Origin of the sequence: Comamonas avium, from assembly GCF_014836675.1 — a bacterium.
Taxonomy (GTDB): domain Bacteria; phylum Pseudomonadota; class Gammaproteobacteria; order Burkholderiales; family Burkholderiaceae_C; genus Comamonas; species Comamonas avium.
The window spans coordinates 428,945-447,400 of the sequence record NZ_JACSQK010000004.1 but is presented as its reverse complement, the minus strand read 5'-3'; the positions used below and the strand labels follow the sequence as shown (position 1 = coordinate 447,400).

The window sequence follows — 18,456 nt, the reverse complement described above, 5'->3', positions numbered from 1 at the left end:
TTGGTGGGCCCTGAGTGATTCGAACACTCGACCAACGGATTAAGAGTCCGCTGCTCTACCAGCTGAGCTAAGAGCCCTTCTGTAACCAGAAGATGATTGCGCGATGGCAATGAAAAGAATGTTTGGTGGGCCCTGAGTGATTCGAACACTCGACCAACGGATTAAGAGTCCGCTGCTCTACCAGCTGAGCTAAGAGCCCACTTTTCTTGCCTGGCAATCAAGCAAGACCGCTATTATGCATCAATTTTTTTATTGCTACGGGAAAGTACGTGCTTTTTCCCTGGTGGGAATTGCAAATTTATTGCATGGCGTTGCGGCTGGCCAGCTCGACAAACAGGCCGCTGTGGTCCAGCTCACCCAGGCCGTGCTTGACCCCATCGGCGTACAGTTGCTCGAACAGCTGGGTGATGGGGGCATCAAAGCCAACCTCAGCAGCGGTGGCCAGGGCATTGCGCATATCCTTGAGTTGAACGGTCATTTTTCCGCGTGCGGCAAAGTCGCGCTCCACCATGCGCTGGCCGTGCAACTGCAAGATGCGGCTGTCTGCAAAACCGCCAGTAATGGCTTCGCGCACCTTGGCCGGGTCTGCTCCACCTTTGGCGCACAGCAGCAAAGCTTCTGCCACCGCACCAATGCTGATGCCCACAATCATCTGGTTGGCCAGTTTGGTCAGCTGGCCTGCGCCATGCGGCCCCACGTGTGTGGCGCGGCCTAAAGGTGCGAGCAGGGGCTGTGCCGCTTCATAGTCTTCGGCCTTGCCGCCGACCATGATGGCCAAGGTGCCAGCTTCTGCGCCAACGGTGCCGCCAGAGACGGGTGCATCCAGATGGCGCATGCCGCGTTCCGACAGCCGTGCTGCGTGGTCGCGTGCCTCCCGGGGCTGGATGGAGGCCATGTCCACCACCAGCGTGCCTTGGCACATGCCATGGATGGCGCCATCTTGGCCCATGCCAAACAGCACTTCGCCGACGACGCTGCCGTTCTCCAGCATGCTGACGATGTAATCCGCCTTGATACAGGCTTGGCGCGGTGTGTCGTGCACATAAGCCCCGTCAGCGGACAAGACATCGGCTTTGGCGCGGGTGCGGTTCCATGCGTGTACTTCATGGCCGGCGGCCAGCAGGCGACGTGCCATTGGCAGGCCCATCAGGCCGCAGCCCAGCACTGCAATGCGCAAGCGAGGGTTTGGTGTGGTGGGGGTCAACGCTGGTCTCCGATCATTTGTTAGTCAGTGGCACGGTGCGCATGCACGGGCCCGGCAATACCCAAGTAGGGATGATGAAGAATTTTTTTCACACATGCTTGCAGATGGCTTGCAAGCATGTGATCAAAAAGTCACGGCAGTTGTGACTCAGGTGCGGGGAACTGCATTGGTGGTTGCGTGTTTGCCAATCAGCAAACGGAAAGGCAAAAGCAGACAGACGGCCATGACCAGCTTGACCCCCAGATCGCCGAGCGCCCAGGTGACCCAAGGCAGGTCCTCGCCTGCAAAACCGACACCCCAAAATACGCAGGTGTCCAGTACAGCAGCGAGCATGGTGGCGATGAGCGGTGCACGCCACCAGCGGCTTTGACGCAGGCGGTCAAACACAGAAATGTCGAGCATTTGCGAAAGCAAGAATGCCAAACCGGATGCCGCAGCAATGCGTACAGGCGCCAGCATGGCTGATGCAGCTACAGCCACGGCAAAGCCTACCCATGCCACGCGGCGGGCCTGTGCGGGGCCGAAGGCACGGTTGACCAGCTCGGTTACCAAAAAAGCGAATGGATAAGTGATGGCGCCCCACGTCAGCCAGTCGTTGATGGCGTATTGCACCAGGATGTTGGATGACAGCACGACCATGCCCATGGCCAGTACGGCCACGGACAGCTGGGATGGGGTAGGAGATGGATAGCGCATGGTGAACCTGAAGATCCGGATTAGGCCATGCCGCCTGAATTGCGTGCTCCCGATGAGGGCACTGGCAGACCCAGCACTGCGCAGGCAACGGCTTCACCCACTTTGATGCCATCGACACCTGCAGACAAAATGCCTCCTGCGTAGCTGGCACCTTCACCAGCGGGGTAGAGGCCGCGTGTGTTCACGCTTTGAAAGTCGGCACCCCGTGTGATTTTGACGGGCGAGGAGGTGCGCGTTTCTACCCCCGTCAGCACCGCTTCGTGCATGTCGTAGCCGCGCAGTTTTTTGCCAAATACCGGCAAGGCTTCACGCATGGCTTCAATGGCATAGGCTGGCAGGGCATGGTGCAGACTGCCCCAGGTAATGCCGGGTTTGTAGGAGGGCGGAACATCGCCCACGGCGCTGGAGTCTGTGCCGGCAATAAAGTCACCCACCAGCTGACCCGGGGCGTTGTAGTTGCGCCCGCCCAGCAAATAGGCCTTGGATTCCAGCTGGCGCTGCAGCACCACGCCAGACAGTGGGTGGTACTGGCCTGCGGGCAGGTTTTCTACGCCATAGGTCTTGCCCTCAAAAGCCCAGGCAAACGACTTCACATCCTGCGGGTAGTCGCTGGGTTCAATGGCGCAGACCATGCCGGCATTGGCATTGCGCTCGGCGCGCGAGTACTGGCTCATGCCGTTGGTCACCACGCGTTCGGGCTCGCTGGTGGCTGCCACCACGGTGCCGCCGGGACACATGCAAAAGCTGTACACCGCACGGCCATTCTTGGCGTGGTGCACCAGCTTGTAGTCGGCGGCACCCAGCAACGGGTGGCCGGCGTGCTTGCCCCAGCGCGCCTGGTCGATCACGCTTTGCGGGTGCTCAATGCGAAAGCCCACGGAGAAGGGCTTGGCCTCCATGTAGACGCCACGCTCATAGAACATGGTGAAGGTGTCGCGCGCACTGTGGCCCAGCGCCATGACCACCTGGTCGGTCTGCAGCGCGTAGTTTTCACCGCTGGCCTGGTTCAGAACCTGCAGCGCGGTAACGTGGCGCGCATCGCCTTCGCCCGCCACGGTGATGTCAGTGACGCGCTGCTCAAAGCGAATTTCGCCGCCCAGACGGGTAATTTCTGCGCGAATGCCCTCGACCAGCTTGACCAGCTTGAAGGTGCCGATGTGCGGGTGGGCTGCGTACAGAATTTCTTCGGGGGCACCATAGGTCACAAACTCTTGCAGCACTTTGCGGCCCAGGTGGCGAGGGTCTTTGATCTGGCTGTAAAGCTTGCCGTCTGAAAACGTACCTGCCCCGCCTTCGCCAAACTGCACGTTGGATTCGGGCGTCAGCTCGCGCTTGCGCCACAGACGCCAGGTGTCTTTGGTGCGCTCGCGCACGGTTTTTCCGCGCTCCAGCACGATGGGCCTGAAACCCATTTGCGCCAGCACCAGTGCTGCAAACATGCCGCAGGGGCCAAACCCCACAACCACAGGGCGGTGCTGCAAGTCTGCCGGTGCCTGGCCAACGGCTGTCCACGACATATCGGGCGTGGGGTTGACATGCGAGTGCTCTGCAAACTGCGCCAGCAAGGCCGCTTCCTGGTTGGCATCTGCCAGGCCAATATCCACGATGTACACGGCCAGCAACTCGGCCTTTTGGCGCGCATCAAAGCTGCGCTTGAACACGTTCAGCTGGGCAATAGCCGCAGGCGCAATGCCAAGGCGTTCAGCCGCCAGGGTGCGCAACTGGGCTTCAGGAAGAAATTCGGTGTGGTTCTCGGGGTGGTATTCCAGTGCCGAGAGGGGGAGTTTGAGTTCTGCGAGGCGAATCATGGCTTGTAGTGATCAAGCAAGAAGAAGCCGGCCATCCTAGCGTGAAGCGGCCATCAGCGCTTGGGCTGACTGGGGTGCTTGGGCGGGCTTCACGGTTTTGAAAAGTGAGCGACAGATGTAATCAGCGTAAGCGATAAAGACGGATTTGATCGTTAATTATTAACGCCCCCGCTCACCACGGGGTGTGGGCCCTGGCGCACAATGCGGGGGTGAATGCACCTTCTTTCGTGCCCGTTGTGGCTTCTTCTTTGTTGCGTATTGATGCAGCCGCTTCGCAAGTGCCGCTCAGTGCCGAGCAGCAGCTTTTTAACACCTGGGTGCAGCGCATTGCACAGCAGCTTGCCTGGCTGCAAGCCTGGGACGAGGCCGTGCAAGCCTGCCGCACGCGCTTTGCGCGCGATGGCGCGCCGCTGCGCACCCGTTATCTTGATTTGCAAGCAGATCTGGCGCAGTACCTGGATCAGCAAGCGGGTCGCAAACTCTCCAAATTAGAGCGCCAGTTGCTGGAGACCTGCCTTCTGGAGTCTGCCCAGCAAGTGGCGGACTTGAGTGACACCCCCGCCCAGCAGGCGGCCATGCAAGAGCTGGTGCGGCGGTATACGCCTGAACAAGAAGATGACGACGACGCGGGCGATGCAACCGGTGCTGCTGCGCAGGCGGTTGCGCCAGAGTCAGCCGGTCAGGACATTGACTGGGAAGACATGGAAGCGGTGGCGCAGTTTCTGGAAGCCCAGGCCCAGGCTGGTGCAGCGCAGGCTGAGCGCGCCCGTGGCCAGCATCAGGCCAAGCGCCAGCAGCGCAAGGCCCAGCAAGCCCAGAAGGCCAAAGGGCCGACAGCCGCAGAGCTGGCCACGCAGTCACTGCGCGAGGTGTACCGGCGTTTGGCCAGCCGCTTGCACCCTGACCGCGAACAAGACCCGCAAGAGCGCGAGCGCAAAACGGCCTTGATGCAGCGCGTGAACATTGCGTATGAAGCAGGGCGTTTGATGGAATTGCTGGAGCTGCAGTGGGAAGCCGAGCAGATGGACCCGGCACGGCTGGCACAGCTCAGCGATGCACGCCTGGCACCGTACAACCGCATGCTGCAAGAGCAATGGAGTGATCTGCAGCGCGACGCGCAAGCACGCATGCAGGCATTTGCCCGTGAGTTTGGTCTGGATGCCACCACCCGTTTACAGCCCGCAAAGCTGATGTCCCAGGTGCGCGAGCGCTTGCAGCAACTGCAAGGCGGCATCGATTACCTGCAGCAGCTGCTCAAGGCGCTGGACGAGGAGCCAGACGCCCTCAAGCAGTGGCTCAAGCACGAGCGCACACTGGCACGTCGGCACGCAGATTAAGGAAGGCAAGGCTGGCGCGGAACAGCACCTGCTTTTCCTTTTATCTTGCTGAGATTGCGAGCAAGGCTGTGTGTGCGCCAGAGCCTGCTGGGTGGTGCTTAAAAGGACAGCTTGGAATGCCCCACGCCGCCGGCTTTATCGACACGAATTTGCACGGGAATGCGCTCTTTGAGTGCCTCGACGTGGCTGATGATGCCAATCATCTTGCCGCTGGCGTTCAGGCTGTCCAGCGCGGCCAGTGCCGTCTCCAGGGTGTCGCCATCGAGCGTGCCAAAACCTTCGTCCAGAAACAGCGAGTCGATCGACGTTTTATGGCTGACCAGGTCCGACAGAGCCAGAGCCAGCGACAGACTGACCAGGAACGACTCGCCCCCTGACAATGTGCGCGTGTCGCGGGCGGCATCGCCCTGCCAGCTGTCCACAATGTCCAGCTCCAGCTCGCCCGTGGATTTGCGCTGTAGCAGATAGCGGCCGTGCAAGCGCGCCAAATGCTGATTGGCCAGATGCAGCAGATGGTCCAGCGTCAGCCCTTGAGCGAACTTGCGGAATTTATCGCCTTCCTTGGAGCCGATCAGCCCGCTCAGGCGCTGCCAGAGCTCGCTGTCTTTTTCCTGCTCGGCAATCTGGGCCAGCAGCGTTTGCTGTCCGGCACGTCGCTGCGCATCGTCAGCCAGTCGGGCGCGGTGGGCACCCAGTTGCTCGGCCTGCTGGGTGCGTTCGGTTTCCAGTGCCGCGATGTGTGCGTTCACGGCCTCGGGGGTGGCTTCGCTCAGTGCTTGCGCCTGCAGTGTGGCCAGCCGCTGGCTGGCGTCCGTGCATACGGTGGCCGTGCGCTGCGCGGTGGCGTGCAGCTGCTCGCTCAGCGTTTGCAGGCGGCTGCGCTCCTCTTCAGGCAGCAAGGCCGCGGCGTATGCGGCTGCATCGGTAAACGGGCTGGCTTGCAGGGTTTGCAGCCACACGGTCTGGGCCTGTTCGCAGGCCAGTTGCAACTGCTGCAAGCTGGTTTTGGCCTGGGTGATCTGCCCCTGTATGGATGTCAGTGCTTGCTCGGTTTGCGCCAGTTGCGCCACTGCCTCGGCCAAGCTGGCGGGCAGAGCGCCCGTGGCGCTGGGGGCGTCAGCAGGCAGGGCGGGCAGGGCTTGGCTGCGTTGCAGCCAATGCGCGGCATCTTGCGCCGCTTGCTGGCAATGCTGGTGCAGCCCTTGCAGTTGCTGCACCAGTGCTTGCAGTGTGCGCTGCTGCTGTTGCCATGTTTGCCATTCTTGCTGGCGCGCGGTGAGCCAGTCGGTAGCTGCTGCTGTGGCTGGCAAGTCATAGCCCACAGCCTGCACGGCGTTGTTCAAGCTGGTGTGCAGGTTGCTGGCTTGCTGCTGCAGGTCGTGCAGTGTGACGCTGGTGCGTTGCTGCTGCCCGGCATTGTCTTGTAGCGCCTGCTGGGTGCCAGCCAGAGCAAAGCTTGCCTGTTGCTGGGTTTGCAGCGCTGCCTGGTAGGCCTCTTTGCAGGTTTGCAACTGGCGTTCGCCGGTTTCTGCCTCAGCCAGCGTTTGTTCCAGCGCTGCAATCTGCGCTTGGGCCTGCTGGCCACCCAGGTGCAACTGTTCGGGCTGCTGCCAGGCGCTGTCCTCCACCAGCGTTGCAGATTGCGCACGCAAGGCCTCCCAGTGGGTTTGCCACTGGGCAATCTGGGTGGTGAGGCTCTCGCGCTGTGTTTGCAGCGTCTCGTGCTGCGTTTGGCTGGTGGCCAGTGCCGTATTGAGCTGCTCGCCTTGCTGCTGCAGGGCATCGCGCTCGGCCAGTGCCTCCTGCAGGGCCGTTTGGGTGGCTGAGATGTCCAGCGCCGCGTAGGCGGTGATGGCGGGGTGCTCGTGTGCGCCACACAGCGGGCAGGCCTGGCCGGGTTGCAGGGCCAGGCGGTGCGCTTGCAGGCTTTGAATGCGCTGCTCTTGCAGCAGCAAAGTTTGCTTGTCCTGCACCCTGTCTTTGAGCGCCTTGTAGCGGCTGCGCAGGTCTTCACGCTGGCTCAGCTGCTGCTGGACAAGGCTGGCAATGCTGCTGAGCGCCCGTGCGTTGTCTTGCAGCTGCTGCGCCAGTGGCGAACGCAAGGCTGCGTGGCTTTGCAGTTGCTGCCAGTGTTGCCACTGGCGCTGTGCAGCTTGCCAGTGGTGGCGCAGTCCGGGCAGCCCAGCGCTGTGGGCGGACAGCCGCTGGTGCTGGGCATGCTGCGCAGCTTGCTGTGCCTGCAGGGCGTGTTCTGTGTGCTGCGTAGTCTGGCTGACGTGCTGGGTTTGTGCGGCGGTTTGTTGCTGTAGCTGCCGGGCACTTTCTTGCAGCTGGGTGAGCAGCTTGCCGGCTTGCTGGCATTGCTGCTGCAGTTGCTGGTGCTGTTGCAGCTGCTCACGCCAGCCGCTGAGGCTTTCACCCAAATGGGCGTGACTGGCATGGGTGTGCAGCCATGTGTTCAAGTCATCTTGCTGTGCCAAGGCGGCCTGCAGCTGCTGCTTTGCAGTGTGGTGGGACTGTGCGGACAGTTGCTGCAGCTGCTGGTGCTGCAGCCATTGCATGCTTTGTGTCTGCAGCGCCTGGGCTTGCAGGTGCTGCAGTTGCTGCAGCTGTGCTGCATGCTGGTTGTGGGCGCGTTGCCACAGCCCGTGCAGGGGGGCAATTGCCTGCGCAGGGCCATGGGCCTGCAGGCGCTGCAAGTGCGTTGCAGCGTCTTGCAAGGCTTGCTGGGCACTGCTCTGGGCACTCTGGGCCTGGGTGACTTCGTGCGCGGTCAGTGCAGTTTGTGCCTGCCAGCGTTGCACGGCCTGCAGCTGTGTCTGCTGCGCCTGCAAATCATTCAGCGTGGCTTGCAACGCGCTGGCCTGTGCCTGCAGGGCGGTGCGCGTGCTCTCGTCGAGCAGCTGCATGCCTTGGGCCTGCGCGTGCTGTGTCTCCAGCGCTTGTCGTGCGGCACGTGCATGCTCGAACACGGTTTGTGAAATCTGGCCGTAAATCTCGGTGCCGGTCAGCTCTTCCAGCAGCTCGGCGCGGTCGTTGGCATTGGCGTTCAGGAATGCCGCAAAACCACCTTGGGCCAGCAGCATGGATTTGGTAAAGCGGCCAAAGTCCAGCCCCGAGATGTCGGCGATGCGTTTGGTTTTTTCCTTGAGGTGGGTGGTGACAATGACTCCCTCACCGGTGTCTGCATGAATTTGCGCCAGCTCGACCTTGGGGGCTTGCAGGGCACCATCGATTTTGTCGTGCGCGCGGCGCTGACTCCAGAACGCACGGTAGGTGGTGCCTTGCACCTCAAACTCCACCTCTGCCAGGCAGTCGCTGGTGTGGCGGGTCATCAAGTCGTTGCTGGTGGTGCTCAGGCCGCCCAGGCGCGGTGTCTCGTGGTAGAGCGCCAGGCAGATGGCATCGAGCAGCGTGGACTTGCCCGCGCCCGTAGGGCCAGTGATGGCAAACAGACCGTTGTCGGCAAATGGTGGCTTGCGAAAATCGATCGTCCACTCACCTTTGAGTGCGTTCAGGTTTTTCAGGCGCAGGCTCAGAATTTTCATGCTGCATCTCCGGCTTGCAGCTGGCGCAGCACCTGTGCGTAACGCGTCGTCAAGGCTTGGCTCAGCGCAGGCTCCAGCGTCTCTTGCGCCAGTCGGCGCGCAAAGACTTCTGTGGGCGAGAGCTCGTCGAGTGATTCCCCCGTATCAGCAAACAACTGGGGCATGGCCGTGCTGCGCTGGCGCTTGACGCGAAGCACTTGCAGGGGCAAACCTTGCACCATGGCCTCGATGCGGGGGGCCAGGTCGGGCAAATAATCATCTTCTTGTACGGTCACTTCCAGCCATACAGGGTGCTCTGGTGTGCCTTGCGCAGACAGCGCTGACAAAGCTGCAGGCAGGCTGGTGAGGTTGCCGCTGACGCTGGCCAGCACCTGGCACAGCGGTGCGGGCAGGGGCGTGACCGCTTGCAGGCCGCTGGCGTTCACATCCACCAGCAGCACCTCTTTGTTTTGACGGGCTTCATCAAAGCCCAGCGCAATCGGCGAGCCGCTGTAGCGGATGTGCTCCAGCCCACCCACTTTCTGCGGTTTGTGGATGTGGCCCAGCGCAATGTAGTCAGCCGGGGGGAATGCGTTGGTGGGAAAGGCCTCCAGAGCGCCCACATAAATTTCACGCACTGATTCATTGCTGCTGGCACCAACGGTGGTGAGGTGGCCGGTGGCAATGATGGGCAGGCGCAGGCCGTGTGCGTTTTCATGGGCAGCCTGCTGGGCTTGGGCGGCGGCAAACACCTGTGCATAGGTCTCTTGAATGGCAGTTTGCAGGCTGCGCTGCTTGTCTTGCGCGCTCTGGCCCGCCTGGCTTTGCTGTACATCGCGCGGGCGGATGAAGGGCAGAGCGCAGACGATGCAGCCGGGCGTGGCGCTGCCGCGCCGGGGCAGTGTGACCACGTGCTGCGCGGCATCGCCTGTGGCAGCAATCACCGTGGTGTTGAGGTGGTGCATCAGCGGGGAGCTTTCGGTCAGCACACTGACTGAGTCATGGTTGCCGCCCAGCAGCAGCAGGGCCACCTTGCGCTGGTGCAGTTGCGCAATCAAGCGGTAGTACAGCGCGCGGGCGTAGCTGGGGGGGGTGCCGGTGTCAAAAATATCACCGGCAATCAGCACGGCATCCACTGACTGGGCATCGACCTGATCCAGCAGCCAGTCGATTAGCACCGTGTGCTCACGTTCGCGGCTGTGGTTCATGAAGCTTTGGCCAAGGTGCCAGTCAGACGTATGGAGGATGCGCATGGAAGGTGTTCAGACGGCGGTGTAAAGGAGCAAGCAGCGATGCTATCAACCCTTTGGCCCGGGTGCTGGTGCTTGGGTGCAACTGGCTGGGGCGGTGTGGGTGGCGCTGATGCATGCAATTGCCGCCCGGCATGTGCCATGCACAGTCGCGCGTGGGACGGCCAAGACGGCGCTGCACCATCGCTGCTGGGCTGGGTGCCTGCACGCAAAGCCGCTGTGGGCGCGGCTTGCACGCCATTGCCCGCGGCCTGCTGCAGCGCACGATGTGGTTTGTCCTAGTTTGTAACGCTTCAGGGCAGACCCGCACAGCGGACTGCGCAATGCCTTTTAGATTCAAACCATGTTCTACGGCAAATCACAAGGAGGCAAGCATGCAGCGACGAATTCTGGCCCTGAGCGCACTGGCCACGGCAATGGGTATGGCCATCGGTTCTGCGCATGCGCAGGGTGACAGTTTTCCCAATAAGCCGATCACGCTGATCGTGCCGTATGGGCCGGGCGGGGTAACGGATGTGATTGCGCGGGCTCTGGGGTTGGGCATGGGCAAGACACTGGGGCAGACCGTGGTGGTGGAGAACAAAGCGGGCGCTGCCGGGGCCATGGGCGTGGTGGACATGCTGACGGCCAAGGCCGATGGTTACCGCCTGACGCTGGCACCCGTGGGCATTTTTCGCCAGCCCTATATCCAGAAAGTCTCGTATGACCCGGTGCGCGATCTCACTTACATCGCCTCGTTCATGACGTATGACTTCATCCTCACGGTGCCGGCCAATTCACCGATCCAAACCCTGCAGGACTATGTGGCGTGGGCCAAGAAGCACCCGGGCGAGATGGATTACGGCACACCGGGCAAATTCACTGCCAACCATGTGGCCATGGCGCTGCTGGAGAAGAAAACGGGCATTACCCTGAACCACGCGCCGTTCAAGGGCGATGCCGATGCCATCAACGCCTTGTCGGGCAACCACATCAAGTCGGCAATTTTTGCCAACAGCATCTTGCCCATGGTGCAGTCAGGCAAGGTGCGCGCTTTGGCAACGGCAGCCGACAAACGCCCGGCAGCTTTTGCAGAGGTGCCGACCTTCCTGGAGGCCGGCTATGGCTTTGATGTGCCGTCTCCGCTGGGCATTGCAGGACCTAAAGGCATGCCGCAGGAAGTGGTGCAGAAGCTGGATGCCGCCATCAAGGCTGCGATGGATGATCCTGCGTTTCGGCAGGTGATTGCCAACTATGGCATCCGCACCGATTACCGCGACCACAAAGCCTATGCTGCCTTCGCCAAGCAGGCGTTTGCGCAGGAAAAGGACATTGTTCAGGGCATTGGCCTGGAGTAAAGGCCAGGCAGACGGGCAGGTTACTTCACGTACAGATGGATGCACTGCAGCGTGGGGTTCAGCTCGCAGCGCAGCAGCTGCATCACCTGCCCGTCAAAGCACATCTCCTGGCGCAGCAACTGCCCATCCAGGCTGACCAGCCAGACGATGTCTTCGGCGCAGATGCGGCGCGCAGGCAGGGGCAGCGGGCCGCAAGGGCCGTGCACTTCTACAGTGACCGGGCCTTCTTCGCCAAAAATTTGCAGGTATTCCGGCAGGGTAGGGGTTGCATTCATGGTGTGTGCCCAATGGTGTGAATGCCAGCACCATAGAAAACATCAGCCACGCCTGTCCAGCGATGCACATCAAGGTCTGTGGCCGCGTGTACTGCAGCCTGCACACTGTTTGATGCACCACAGCGATGGGAGACTGTTTGCGTCGTGGTCGTGCAACAGAATTCAAAAACAAGAGCTGCTAGCGCTGATGCACTATTGCTTTAAGCATTCAATGTATTTGAAGTGACCATCTGGCAAGCGCCAGTAGCTATAAAGAACAAATCCCCTGAAGGGGCTTGAGATGGTGTGAGATCAGGTGGCATGCACTACATGCGGAACACGTCCAGAGTGCGGCGCAGGATGCCGGCATTGGTGTTCATGTCTTGTGCGCAGTGGGCAGATTCTTCGGCCAGGCGCGCGTTGTCCTGAGTGACGGCATCCAGATCGTTCAGCGCATCATTGACTTGCGAGATGCCCAGCGTCTGCTCACGTGTGGCAGTCACCACGCTGCTGATCAAATCGCTCACTTGTGTCACTGAAGACACGGCCTGGGTGATCGTGTGCCCCGCGTGCTGCATATGGCGCGCGCTCTGGTTCATTTGCTCGCTGGATTCGGCAATCAGATGGCGAATCTCTCCCGCCGCCTGCGCACTGTGCTTGGCCAGAGCCCGCACCTCGCTGGCGACCACGGCAAAGCCACGGCCCTGCTCGCCCGCACGGGCAGCTTCAACCGCCGCGTTCAGGGCCAGGATGTTGGTCTGGAAGGCAATGCTTTCGATGGTGGAGATGATTTGCCCCATCTGCTGCGAAGACTTGTGCATGTCTTGCACCAGCGTGCCCACCTCATCCATGGCTTTGCCGCCTTGTACGGCCAGGCTGGCGCTTTGCTCGCTGTGTACCTTGACTTCTTCCGTGGCCTGCTGGGCGTTGGCAACGGTGGCCGACAGCTCTTCCATGGCGGCGGCGGTTTCTTGCAGATCCTGAGCCTGGCGGTCTGTGCGCTGGGCCAGGTTGGTGGCACCTTGCGTGAGGTTGCCCGAGAGCATCGTGAAGCCTTCAATCTCATGGCGGGCATCGCCCACCACGGCGCGCAGGTTGATGTGCACCTGCTTGAGCCGTTCCAGCAAAAACGCCATGGGGTGGCGGCCCAGATATTCAGGCAAAGGCCCGTCCAGCTTGCAGCCTGCAATATCGCGTGCCAGAAAGGTAACGGCATGAAACGGCTGGGTCACACGGATGTGCTGGCGGTAGAGCGTCAGCGCCGTCAGTGCAGCCAGCAGACCCGCCTGCAAGCCCAGCTGCCACCCGGCGTTCCAGCCCATCAGCGGGAACAGCATGGCCACCAGCAACATGGGCGCCAGCAATGCCAGCAGGCGCTGGGTAAAACTGGCGCGTTGCAGCTTGCCCAGCTGGTTGAGCCAGCCATTTTTACGGACACGTCCTGCATGCAGGTAGATATTGCCCTGTGCGCCGTTTTTGAAGCTTGCATAGAGGGCGCTGGCGGCACGCACTTCGCCCTCTGAGGGCTTGACGCGCACCGACATGTAGCCCACCGGCTTGCCGCCCTCAATGATGGGCGTGACATAGGCGCGCACCCAGTAGTAGCGGCCATCCTTGCGGCGGTTTTTTACCACACCAGACCATGCGCGTCCGTGGCCAATGGTGGCCCACAGGTCCTTGAATGCTTCTGCAGGCATGTCGGGGTGGCGCACGATGCTGTGGGGCTGGCCCATCAACTCATCCATGCTGAAGCCACTGACGTGGGTAAAGGCAGCGTTGCAATGCGTAATGCGGCCTGTGCGGTCCGTGGTGGACATGAGCAGCTCGCTGTCTGGCACCACAAATTCTTCGTCACGCAGTGCGGCCATGGCAGGGGGGGCAACGGTGCGAAGCGCAGGTTCAAACACCGGCTTGGGGGGCGGTGTCTGCCTGGTGGTCTTGGTCCCAGCATGGGCTGCAGGAACGCTGGGTTTTTTGGCCGAAGTGCGTTCGATGGTGGGGTGCATGGTGCTTGCCTTGGTGTGAATCCTTGATTGGGCGGACGATAGGCCCGCACAAAATGGCTTCACATGCTAGGTAGACCCGGTCTAAATGACGAACCGTTTATCTTGTAATCCAGCAGTCAGTTACGCACTGTTTGTGTTGGATCAATTCTTGCGCATGACTCAAAGTTGGCCTTCCTCTGGCTCACTGAGGAACCCCCCACTTTGGTGCGCCCACAGCTTGGCGTAGATGCCGCCCAGCTGCAGCAATTGCTGGTGCGTGCCTTCTTCCACAATGTGGCCCTTGTCCATGACGATCAGGCGGTCCATGACGGCTATGGTGGACAGTCGGTGGGCGATGGCAATCACGGTTTTGCCTTCCATCAAGCTGTCCAGACTTTGCTGAATGGCTGATTCGACCTCGCTGTCCAGCGCGCTGGTGGCTTCATCGAGCAGCAAGATGGGCGCGTCTTTGAGCATCACCCGCGCAATGGCTACGCGCTGGCGCTGGCCACCGGAGAGTTTGACCCCGCGCTCGCCCACCTGTGCGTCATAGCCGCTGCGGCCATGGCGGTCACTGAGCGTGTCAATGAACTCGGCCGCCTGTGCCCGCTGAGCCGCAGCGCGCATCTGCTCTTCGCTCGCATCCGGGCGGCCATACAGAATGTTTTCGCGCATGGAGCGGTGCAGCAGCGACGTGTCTTGCGTGACCATGCCAATGGCGCCGCGCAGGCTGTCTTGCGTGACCTGTGTGATGTCTTGCCCATCGATGGTGATGCGCCCGCTTTGGGCCTCGTGAAAGCGCAGCAGCAGGTTGACCAGCGTTGATTTGCCAGCGCCCGAGCGGCCAATCAGGCCAATGCGCTCACCGGGGCGAATCTGCAGGTTCAGCCCGTCAATCACTTTCTTGCCACCATCCTTGTAGCCAAAGCTGACGTTTTCAAAGGCAATCGCACCTTGTGTCACGTGCAGAGGCTGGGCGCCCGGAATGTCGGTTATGGTGCGTGGCTTGGTCAGCGTTGTAATGCCATCTTGGATGGTGCCCACGTTTTCAAACAGCCCCGTCATCTGCCACATCACCCAGTGCGAATAGCCTGCAATGCGCAGCGCCATGGCAATGACGGCAGCCACCACACCGGCCCCGGCCTGACCCTGCATCCACAGCCACAGTGACAAGCCACTGCTGCTCAAAATCAGCAGCGTGATCATGGCGTGGTTGGTCAGCTCAAACAGGCTGACCAGACGCATCTGTGCATAGCCGGTGCGCTTGAAATCGTCCATGGCGTTGCGCGCGTACTCGGCCTCGCGGCGGGTATGGGCAAACAGCTTGACCGTAGCAATGTTGGTGTAGGCATCGGTCACGCGGCCCGTCATCAGCGAGCGTGCATCGGCCTGTGCCTTGCCAATCTTTCCAAGGCGGGGCACAAAGAACCAGCAGGCTGCCGCATAGCTGAGCAGCCACAGCCCGAACGGCAGCAGCAGGCGCACATCAAAGCTGCCCGCCAGCAGCAAGATGCTGATGAAGTACACGCCCACGCCGACCAGCACGTCAACGACGATGAATACCACCTCGCGCACGGCCAGTGCCGTCTGCATGATTTTGGTGGTGATGCGGCCTGCGAACTCGTCCGCGTAGAACGACATGCTCTGCCCCAGCATCAGCCGGTGAAACACCCAGCGCATGCGCATCGGAAAGTTGATGGCCAGCACCTGGTGCATGACCATGGTGTGCAGTGCCAGCAGGCCAATGCTGCACAGCAAGATGGCGGCAATTCCCAGCAGGCTGCCGCGCTGCAGCTCCCAGAAACCTGCTGCCGGCGTGGTCGACAGCCAGTTGACCACGTGGCTCATGACGCCGAACAAGAAAGCTTCGTACACGGACAGCGCGGCGCTGGTCAGCGTGAGCAGCAAAATCCAGCCGCGCATGCCGCGCGTGCACGCCCACAGAAAGGCGACGAAGCCCGTGGGGGGCAGAGTAGGCTCTGCGGTGGGATAGGGAGGGATGCGTTTTTCGAAAAAGCCAAACAAGATGGTGTTACTCCTTGTGCTGCCGATGGTAGGTGACAGCCATGCCCTCGACAGGATAAGGAGAATGCTTTTCTAAAATAAGAGCTGCTAACGCTTATGTGTGCTTGTTTTCAGATATAAAACTATTTGAAAGTGTTTGTCTGTAAGCGCTAGCAGCTATAAAAAAAGCCGCTGGCTTTGTGCCGCGGCTTTTTTGATGGGGGTGGCAGTATTTACGCGTTGGGTAAAAACCCTTCGACCGACAAATAACGCTCACCCGTGTCGTAGGCAAAGCCCAGTACCTTGGCGCCCGCTGGCAGCTCGGGCAGTTTCTGGGCAATGGCAGCCAAAGTGGCTCCCGATGAAATGCCCACCAGCAGGCCTTCTTCGGCTGCAGCACGGCGGGCGTATTCGCGCGCGGGTTCTGCTTCAACCAGGATGACACCGTCTAGCAAGCTGGTGTCCAGATTCTTGGGCACAAAACCAGCGCCAATCCCCTGAATGGGGTGGGGCGCAGGAGCGCCGCCCGAAATGACAGGCGATGCCGCAGGCTCAACGGCAAAGACTTTCAGCTGGGGAAATTTGGCTTTGAGCACTCTGGCCACACCAGACAGGTGGCCACCTGTGCCCACACCGGTAATCAGTGCATCAATGCCTTCGGGAAAGTCAGCCAGAATTTCCTGTGCCGTTGTGCGCTCGTGCACCTCAACGTTGGCGGGGTTTTCAAACTGCTGTGGAATCCATGCGCCGGGTGTCTGTGCGGCCAGCTCTTCAGCACGGGCGATGGCGCCTTTCATGCCTTTTTCTTTGGGCGTCAGATCAAAACTGGCACCGTAGGCCAGCATCAGTCGACGGCGTTCAATGCTCATGCTCTCAGGCATGACCAAGATCAGCTTGTAGCCTTTGACAGCGGCCACCAAAGCCAGACCTACGCCGGTATTGCCACTGGTGGGCTCAATGATGGTTCCCCCGGGAACCAGAGCGCCAGATTTTTCGGCGGCTTCCACCATCGACAGGGCGATGCGGTCTTTGATCGACCCTCCGGGGTTGCTGCGCTCCGACTTGATCCACACGTTTGCGCTGCTGCCAAACACACGGTTCATGCGTACAACGGGGGTGTTGCCAATGGTCTGCAAGATGTTGTCGAATTTCATAGCATCTCCTTGAGGGGTAAAGCTTAAAAAACACATTCTGGCGTACTTGTTCATACCCGCAGCGATATCGATATGTCCAAAGCAGATAAGTGCACTGTTTGATTAGGACATGCGCTGCGCAAAATGCAAATGCGCATACTGCGCAGATACTTCTGATTGCATTGTTTATAGGAATCACACATGTCTCTGCTTTACTTCAACATGATCGCCATGTCCATCGCCTGCGTCTCGTTGCTGGTTGGTTTTTCCTACCGCGACACCCGCTGGGGCGGGGGCTGCATGATGTTGGGCGTGCTGGCGGTGATGTGTGTGATCGTCTATGACGTTCGGGTGCTTTCCGCAGGCTCCTGAAAGATGTGGGTTCCTGAGCGATAATTGCGCCCGTGAAGTTCGCCAGACTGTCGCTGGTGCAATCGTGGAAACACGGCACTGGAGGAACGTCCGGACTGCATAGGGCAGCGTAGCAGCTAACAGCTGTCCACCGTGAGGTGAGGATCAGAGCAACAGAGACGAGTCTCGGGGGCGTACCGCAAGGTAAACCACCGGGGGTGAAACGGGCAATCTCTACGCGCAGCAATACCAAGTAGGCACACGTTGACGGGGCCCCCGGAGTGTGCGGGTAGGTAGCATCGAGCTGGTGGGGCGACTCCCAGTCCAGAGTAATGGCAGTCACGCATGGGCAACCATGTGCACAGAATCCGGCTTATCGGCGGACTTCACACTTTTGATTGCGGCTGGCTCACCATGAGCAGGCCATAAAAAAACCGCGTACGGAGCGATCCGTAGCGCGGTTTTTTTATGCGCAATTCAATCCTTCGTTACTGAATCACGATATGCGCGGCCTTGACAATTTCTGCCTGATTCTTGCGGTTTTCATGCACAGTCTTCTTGAATTGTTCCGGGCTTTCCAGGCGCAGGCTGTTGCCGGTACTTTCTAGGCGTTCGCGAATTTGTGGCTGCTGTAGCGCTTGCTGTACCGCTGCATTGAACTTGGCCACGATGGGGGCGGGTGTGCCCTTGGGGGCAAAGATGCCAAACCAGATGGCACTGTCAAAACCCTTGGTTCCCGGCAAGCCGCTGTCAGCCACTGGGGGTACATCAGGTACCGCAGCAATGCGCTCGGCGGTGCTGCCAGCCAGCAGCTTGAGCTTGCCGGATTTGACATGTGGCAGCACGGTCTGCACCTGATTCATGATGCAGCAGGTCTCGCCACGCAACACGGCGGTGATCGCATCGGGGCCGCCCTTGTAGGGCACATGCACCATGTCCAGGCCCAGGCGCCAGTTCAGCTCGGCAAACGCCATGTGTGTGCCAGTGCCGTTGCCGGTCGAGGCAAAGTTGTATTTGCCGGGGTTGGCCTTGATCTCGGCGACAAACTCTTTGAGGTTGTTGACCTTGATGACCTCAGGATTGATGGTCAGGACGTTAGAGACGGTGACCACCGGGGTGACGGGCACGAAGTCGGTTTCAACATCAAAGGGCAGCTTGGGGTACAGCGCTGCGTTGGTGCCATGCGTGGCGGCCGTGCCAAACACCAGGGTGTAGCCATCGGGCTTGGCACGCGAGACGTATTCGCTGGCGATATTGCCTGCGGCACCGGGCTTGTAATCAATGATCACGGGCTGGCCCAGAATTTTTGAGACCGGCTCTTGAATCAGGCGGGCCACAACATCCACACCAGAGCCCGCGTTGAAAGTCATCATCACCGTGATGGGCTGGGTGGGCCAGTCGCCTTGGGCGAAAGCGGCAGGTGCAGCGGTCAATGCAAAAGCAGCAGCGGTGCAAAGCAGGATGCGGTGAGCGATGGGTGACATGGCGGTGGTGTCTCTGATGTGTGTCAAGTACCTGCATTGTGAATGCATCTTCATAAGATTTATGTATGTCTATATGCTTGCTTATG

The 18,456-nt window shown here is 60.4% G+C and carries 13 protein-coding genes, 2 tRNA genes and 1 other RNA gene; 4 read left to right on the top strand and 12 right to left on the bottom strand.

Going from position 1 to position 18,456, the window contains the following annotated elements; genetic code table 11:
* Position 1 precedes the first annotated feature (1 nt).
* From H9646_RS09815 to H9646_RS09795, 5 genes are all read right to left on the bottom strand, one after another.
* Positions 2-77, bottom strand: a tRNA-Lys gene (locus tag H9646_RS09815).
* A 46-nt stretch (positions 78-123) separates the two neighbouring features.
* A tRNA-Lys gene (locus H9646_RS09810) sits at positions 124-199 on the bottom strand.
* Between the two features lie 99 nt (positions 200-298).
* Entirely contained in the window at positions 299-1,204 is a 906-nt protein-coding gene (locus tag H9646_RS09805) for an NAD(P)-dependent oxidoreductase (RefSeq protein WP_191723176.1), read from the bottom strand.
* 147 nt (positions 1,205-1,351) lie between these two features.
* Entirely contained in the window at positions 1,352-1,900 is a 549-nt protein-coding gene (locus tag H9646_RS09800) for a VUT family protein (protein WP_191723175.1), read from the bottom strand.
* 20 nt (positions 1,901-1,920) lie between these two features.
* Positions 1,921-3,708: an NAD(P)/FAD-dependent oxidoreductase gene (locus H9646_RS09795; RefSeq protein ID WP_191723174.1), complete on the bottom strand. Its 1,788-nt coding sequence runs from the start codon at positions 3,706-3,708 to the stop codon at positions 1,921-1,923.
* A 236-nt stretch (positions 3,709-3,944) separates the two neighbouring features.
* Between H9646_RS09795 and H9646_RS09790 the strand changes: the two genes are divergently transcribed.
* Entirely contained in the window at positions 3,945-5,045 is a 1,101-nt protein-coding gene (locus H9646_RS09790; RefSeq protein WP_191723173.1) for a J domain-containing protein, read from the top strand.
* Positions 5,046-5,143: 98 nt separating this feature from the next.
* Here the strand turns inward: H9646_RS09790 and H9646_RS09785 are convergent, their stop codons facing one another.
* Both H9646_RS09785 and sbcD read right to left on the bottom strand, forming a co-directional pair.
* The gene (locus tag H9646_RS09785; protein ID WP_191723172.1) at positions 5,144-8,593 is read right to left on the bottom strand and encodes an AAA family ATPase; all 3,450 of its coding nucleotides are present in this window, start codon (positions 8,591-8,593) and stop codon (positions 5,144-5,146) included.
* Positions 8,590-9,825 (bottom strand): exonuclease subunit SbcD, encoded by a 1,236-nt coding sequence (gene sbcD, locus H9646_RS09780; RefSeq protein WP_191723171.1) that lies wholly within the window; start codon positions 9,823-9,825, stop codon positions 8,590-8,592. The genes H9646_RS09785 and sbcD overlap by 4 nt, the downstream gene beginning before the upstream one ends.
* A gap of 371 nt (positions 9,826-10,196) precedes the next feature.
* Between sbcD and H9646_RS09775 the strand changes: the two genes are divergently transcribed.
* Entirely contained in the window at positions 10,197-11,159 is a 963-nt protein-coding gene (locus H9646_RS09775) for a tripartite tricarboxylate transporter substrate binding protein (RefSeq protein WP_191723170.1), read from the top strand.
* A 20-nt stretch (positions 11,160-11,179) separates the two neighbouring features.
* On the opposite strand, the gene H9646_RS09770 is transcribed toward H9646_RS09775, so the two are convergent.
* From H9646_RS09770 to cysK, 4 genes are all read right to left on the bottom strand, one after another.
* The gene (locus H9646_RS09770; RefSeq protein ID WP_191723169.1) at positions 11,180-11,434 is read right to left on the bottom strand and encodes a hypothetical protein; all 255 of its coding nucleotides are present in this window, start codon (positions 11,432-11,434) and stop codon (positions 11,180-11,182) included.
* Positions 11,435-11,739: 305 nt separating this feature from the next.
* Positions 11,740-13,419: a methyl-accepting chemotaxis protein gene (locus H9646_RS09765; protein ID WP_225214085.1), complete on the bottom strand. Its 1,680-nt coding sequence runs from the start codon at positions 13,417-13,419 to the stop codon at positions 11,740-11,742.
* A gap of 159 nt (positions 13,420-13,578) precedes the next feature.
* Positions 13,579-15,423: an ABC transporter ATP-binding protein gene (locus H9646_RS09760; RefSeq protein WP_191723168.1), complete on the bottom strand. Its 1,845-nt coding sequence runs from the start codon at positions 15,421-15,423 to the stop codon at positions 13,579-13,581.
* A gap of 212 nt (positions 15,424-15,635) precedes the next feature.
* Positions 15,636-16,556 (bottom strand): cysteine synthase A, encoded by a 921-nt coding sequence (gene cysK, locus H9646_RS09755; RefSeq protein WP_191723167.1) that lies wholly within the window; start codon positions 16,554-16,556, stop codon positions 15,636-15,638.
* A gap of 180 nt (positions 16,557-16,736) precedes the next feature.
* Here cysK and H9646_RS09750 point away from each other — a divergent pair, with 180 nt between their 5' ends.
* Positions 16,737-16,907, top strand: a complete 171-nt coding sequence (locus H9646_RS09750; protein ID WP_191723166.1) for a hypothetical protein — start codon at positions 16,737-16,739, stop codon at positions 16,905-16,907.
* 34 nt (positions 16,908-16,941) lie between these two features.
* An RNA gene (gene rnpB, locus H9646_RS09745) (RNase P RNA component class A) lies at positions 16,942-17,278 on the top strand.
* 96 nt (positions 17,279-17,374) lie between these two features.
* On the opposite strand, the gene H9646_RS09740 is transcribed toward rnpB, so the two are convergent.
* Positions 17,375-18,370 (bottom strand): Bug family tripartite tricarboxylate transporter substrate binding protein, encoded by a 996-nt coding sequence (locus tag H9646_RS09740; protein WP_191723165.1) that lies wholly within the window; start codon positions 18,368-18,370, stop codon positions 17,375-17,377.
* Positions 18,371-18,456: the final 86 nt, after the last annotated feature.

Bases quoted from the DNA above. Each gene is read 5' to 3' on its own strand.
- H9646_RS09800 (WP_191723175.1), bottom strand. From the start codon at position 1,900: ATGCGCTATCCATCTCCTACCCCATCCCAGCTGTCCGTGGCCGTACTG.
- H9646_RS09795 (WP_191723174.1), bottom strand. From the start codon at position 3,708: ATGATTCGCCTCGCAGAACTCAAACTCCCCCTCTCGGCACTGGAATAC.
- H9646_RS09785 (WP_191723172.1), bottom strand. From the start codon at position 8,593: ATGAAAATTCTGAGCCTGCGCCTGAAAAACCTGAACGCACTCAAAGGT.
- sbcD (WP_191723171.1), bottom strand. From the start codon at position 9,825: ATGCGCATCCTCCATACGTCTGACTGGCACCTTGGCCAAAGCTTCATG.
- H9646_RS09775 (WP_191723170.1), top strand. From the start codon at position 10,197: ATGCAGCGACGAATTCTGGCCCTGAGCGCACTGGCCACGGCAATGGGT.
- H9646_RS09770 (WP_191723169.1), bottom strand. From the start codon at position 11,434: ATGAATGCAACCCCTACCCTGCCGGAATACCTGCAAATTTTTGGCGAA.
- H9646_RS09765 (WP_225214085.1), bottom strand. From the start codon at position 13,419: ATGCACCCCACCATCGAACGCACTTCGGCCAAAAAACCCAGCGTTCCT.
- cysK (WP_191723167.1), bottom strand. From the start codon at position 16,556: ATGAAATTCGACAACATCTTGCAGACCATTGGCAACACCCCCGTTGTA.
- H9646_RS09750 (WP_191723166.1), top strand. From the start codon at position 16,737: ATGTCTCTGCTTTACTTCAACATGATCGCCATGTCCATCGCCTGCGTC.
- H9646_RS09740 (WP_191723165.1), bottom strand. From the start codon at position 18,370: ATGTCACCCATCGCTCACCGCATCCTGCTTTGCACCGCTGCTGCTTTT.